General features: G+C 39.4%; 4 protein-coding genes. 1 reads left to right on the top strand and 3 read right to left on the bottom strand.

Features of this window, described 5'->3' with window-relative positions:
* Nucleotides 1-222 (bottom strand): winged helix-turn-helix domain-containing protein (locus ACLFMM_RS09495; RefSeq protein ID WP_410808492.1); only part of this gene is annotated, 222 nt, incomplete at its 3' end.
* An 89-nt stretch (nucleotides 223-311) separates the two neighbouring features.
* On the opposite strand from ACLFMM_RS09495, the gene ACLFMM_RS09490 reads away from it, so the two are divergent.
* Nucleotides 312-1334 (top strand): class I SAM-dependent methyltransferase, encoded by a 1023-nt coding sequence (locus ACLFMM_RS09490; protein WP_410808491.1) that lies wholly within the window; start codon nucleotides 312-314, stop codon nucleotides 1332-1334.
* 10 nt (nucleotides 1335-1344) lie between these two features.
* Here ACLFMM_RS09490 and ACLFMM_RS09485 read toward each other — a convergent pair whose 3' ends face one another.
* Together ACLFMM_RS09485 and mch are read right to left on the bottom strand one after the other, a co-directional pair.
* The gene (locus tag ACLFMM_RS09485) at nucleotides 1345-1818 is read right to left on the bottom strand and encodes a DUF2124 family protein (protein ID WP_410808490.1); all 474 of its coding nucleotides are present in this window, start codon (nucleotides 1816-1818) and stop codon (nucleotides 1345-1347) included.
* Nucleotides 1819-1844: 26 nt separating this feature from the next.
* Nucleotides 1845-2804, bottom strand: coding sequence for a methenyltetrahydromethanopterin cyclohydrolase (gene mch / locus ACLFMM_RS09480; RefSeq protein ID WP_410808493.1), 960 nt, complete (start codon nucleotides 2802-2804; stop codon nucleotides 1845-1847).
* Between the last annotated feature and the right edge of the window lie 491 nt (nucleotides 2805-3295).

Genomic DNA, 3295 nt, shown 5'->3' with positions numbered 1-3295 from the left:
CCTATCCACCGCGTCTACTGATTCTCTCAATAGGTTTGCTTTTTTAAGATCATTAAGATGTACTGATACAGTGGATTTGGCTTTTCCAGTATTTTGGACAATTTCATCGAAAGAACATGGTCTTTTGTCCAGTAAATCCATTATATGCAATTTAACAGCACCGTTAATTGCAATGAAACCATTACTGGTAGCAAAAAGGGCCGTGCGGTTCGTAGCGTTCATCCAGATGAGTTATAAGGGTAGTGGGGTATATAAATGTTCGCTCCATTCCGAATGAATTTTATAGCAAAACATACCTCTCAATGAGCTGAATGGAAGAAAATTTTGCAGTTATAGTACCTGCCAGGGATACTGAAAAAGTAAGATTTGAATTACAATCCATGGGGTTGCTGGACCGGAGCCGAAAATTTGTATCTAGCATTGTTACAGGTGAAAGTTTTGTTGAAATTCCAGTCACAGATTTGGTAAGTGGCTATGAAATAAAACTTCAGAAACAACCACAGTTCTACCATCAGCAGATGAGTCTGAAAGAAAGGCTTGCCGGAAAAATGAAGCCGGAGGAACTGGAAAAAATCCCATCCGGATGGCAAATCCTTGGAACCATTATAGTAGTTACCATTCCTGAAAAAATAATACACCGGGGAGTGGAAATTGCTGAAGAATTACTGGATATGTATCCTGCCTGTGACACTGTTGTAAGGGATTTGGGTATCAATGGCAGTTTACGCCAACCAAAACGACAGCTTGTGATTGGTAATACCACAGAAACAATACACAAAGAGAACGGTTGTCATTTCAAACTTGATGTGACAGAGATTATGTATTCTAAAGGTAACCTTATGGAAAAAAGCAGAATGAGTAAACTTGGAAACGGAGAAATTGTTGTTGACATGTTTGCTGGAATTGGTTATTTCACTCTCCCAATGGCAGTGCATTCCCAACCTGAAAAAATATACTCGATTGAGCTGAATCCGGTCTCATTTGGCTACCTCAAAAACAATGTCAGATTGAATAATGTGCAACATATTGTACAACCCCTGCATGGTAACTGTGCTGCAATAACACCTAAAGGAGTTGCTGACCGGGTAATTATGGGATATGTAGGAGGAACGGCGGATTATTTGCCTGCTGCAATTGGTGCATTAAGTAAAAAAAGGGGTATATTGCATTTTCATGAAGCATTGGCTGAAAATTTAATGTTTGAGAGACCGATTGGGCAGATTGAAAAGGAAGCAAAAATACAGGGGAGAAATGTGGAGATTATGGAATGTCGTTGTGTCAAAAAATATTCACCGGGCGTCTGGCATGTTGTCGTGGACGCACGTATATGGTAAAGGCGATTTATCATGTTTTCTTCAGGACCACTGTCATGTCCGAATCAATTATGTAATCGAAATTCAGAATATCGATCCATCCATGCTTTTCAAATATTGACTGGAAACAGATACCTATAAGCAGTTTCTTTTTAGACCCCTCATAAATCGATTCAAGAGTCATTTTCAATTCCTCTGGTTCCACTCCGATTTTGGGCATGGCAAGTCCGCCAAGCAACACTACGGTATCAGCATGATAATCAATTGTATCGCCTAGTTGCATTCCCATATCCGTGGGGATTAATTGTTTTGCTTTTTTGATATCAGCATTGGCTATAAATCCCATCTGTTTGGAACTTTTACGCAGGGAATAAGCAGCAATTTCTGCAAAAGGAGTACAAAAACCGGGAGTTCCAATAAAAATGATTTTTTGTGATTCTTTGGCCAGGGATGCAAAACTTTTCAGCAATGCACCTATACCTTCGGATTTTTCAATTATTTCCACTTAGATCACCAAAATTAAAAGGAGGGTTATACCTCCTTGATTCCAAAGGATTCGAGCAGGATCCCGGGATTGATACGCCCTGCAGTGTATGATTTTTTGGATGCAACATCGTTTACGGTAATTCTTGCCGGGGCGAACATACCTGCATCTACTTTGAAGAAGTCGAATTCTGCTTCCTTGAATGTTGTATAGAAAGGTTTACCAAAGTCTCTGGAAGTTGTGGATGGTGTCTTTTTGACATATTCCTCAAGATCATCCTGTCCGTAGTCCACTGTGTAGTAGGTCTCACCGCAGTAGATTACACAGTCATTGGTTGAACCCATGCATTTTGTATCGTCTCCAACAATAGGTGCTATTGGTGCCACACCGAAACCACTCTTAATTGTGTTGATATCGAAACCTACAGATTCCATTTTGTGGATACCTGTCTCTACAATACGGGCAGAAATCTGGACAGAACCTGCAATGGATGCAGTTGGTGCCACTGCGATATAGACATTTTCCGGATCAACACTACAGTGTTTGGCTATATATTCTACAACTTCTTCATCTGGCAGTTTTCCAGATTCCATCACAAGCACAGCAGCTTCGGCATCATCCTTGTAATCGATTTCCTGGTAAAGCTCCTTTGGTTTGAGTCCAAGGGCACGTGCAGGACCTGAACCCATCCCGAAGAATTTACCAACGGATATTCTCCAGCCTGCATACTGGGAACCCATGCAAGCGACGGTAGGATGATCGGTTAAGACCTGAATTGCAGGCACCGGGAGTCCGTCAAGGTTGAATTTGGTGTAAGTAATTTCTGCAAGATCAGCAAGACAGAGGCGTGAGAGATACATACCTGCGTCATAGCCACCCTGGGCATTGACTCCACAATCAATTATTGTAGCGCCATTTTCGAGCTGTTTGGATTCGACATTGATCTCATCTTCCCAGTCCAGCATTTCATCAATTATTGCAAGTCCCTTTTCATTAACACTAATCACATTATCACCAGTAGATATTTTCATGAATTTACCTTATACTTTTAGATTACTTTGATGTAAATCTAACAAGTACAAATGATACAGTTAGAAGGATACATATTCGTTTCGGTTTTATGGATTATTGATTGTCTATTATGGTGTTGTACCCAATCCCAGTTTATACTTAATATTACTGAAATTCCATATTAGGAATGTTGGTTAAAATCCTATTTTTATAGTGAAATGACTCTATCTTATTTTTCAAAAACGTTGTCGATTTTAATGTTATTATCTCTTTGTTTACATCTGTCCTTTTGAATTACTCTTTGGATTATTGAAGTATCTACCATTTTTATGTATATTGAAAAACCGTGGTCGGCTAGGTTATATAAAATTGCTTTTTAAGTTCATTGTAACAGCAGCCTATGATATGACAGCTGTTGTACAGTTAGATATGGGTGATTTAATGGGAAAACAGGAAATGTATGATAAACTCAGAGATGCGATTGTCA

The sequence above is a fragment of the Methanohalobium sp. genome (assembly GCF_046546175.1).
In the GTDB taxonomy this organism is placed as follows: domain Archaea; phylum Halobacteriota; class Methanosarcinia; order Methanosarcinales; family Methanosarcinaceae; genus Methanohalobium.
The sequence above is the reverse complement of the archived record's forward strand: the minus strand, read 5'-3'. Positions and strand labels throughout refer to the sequence as shown.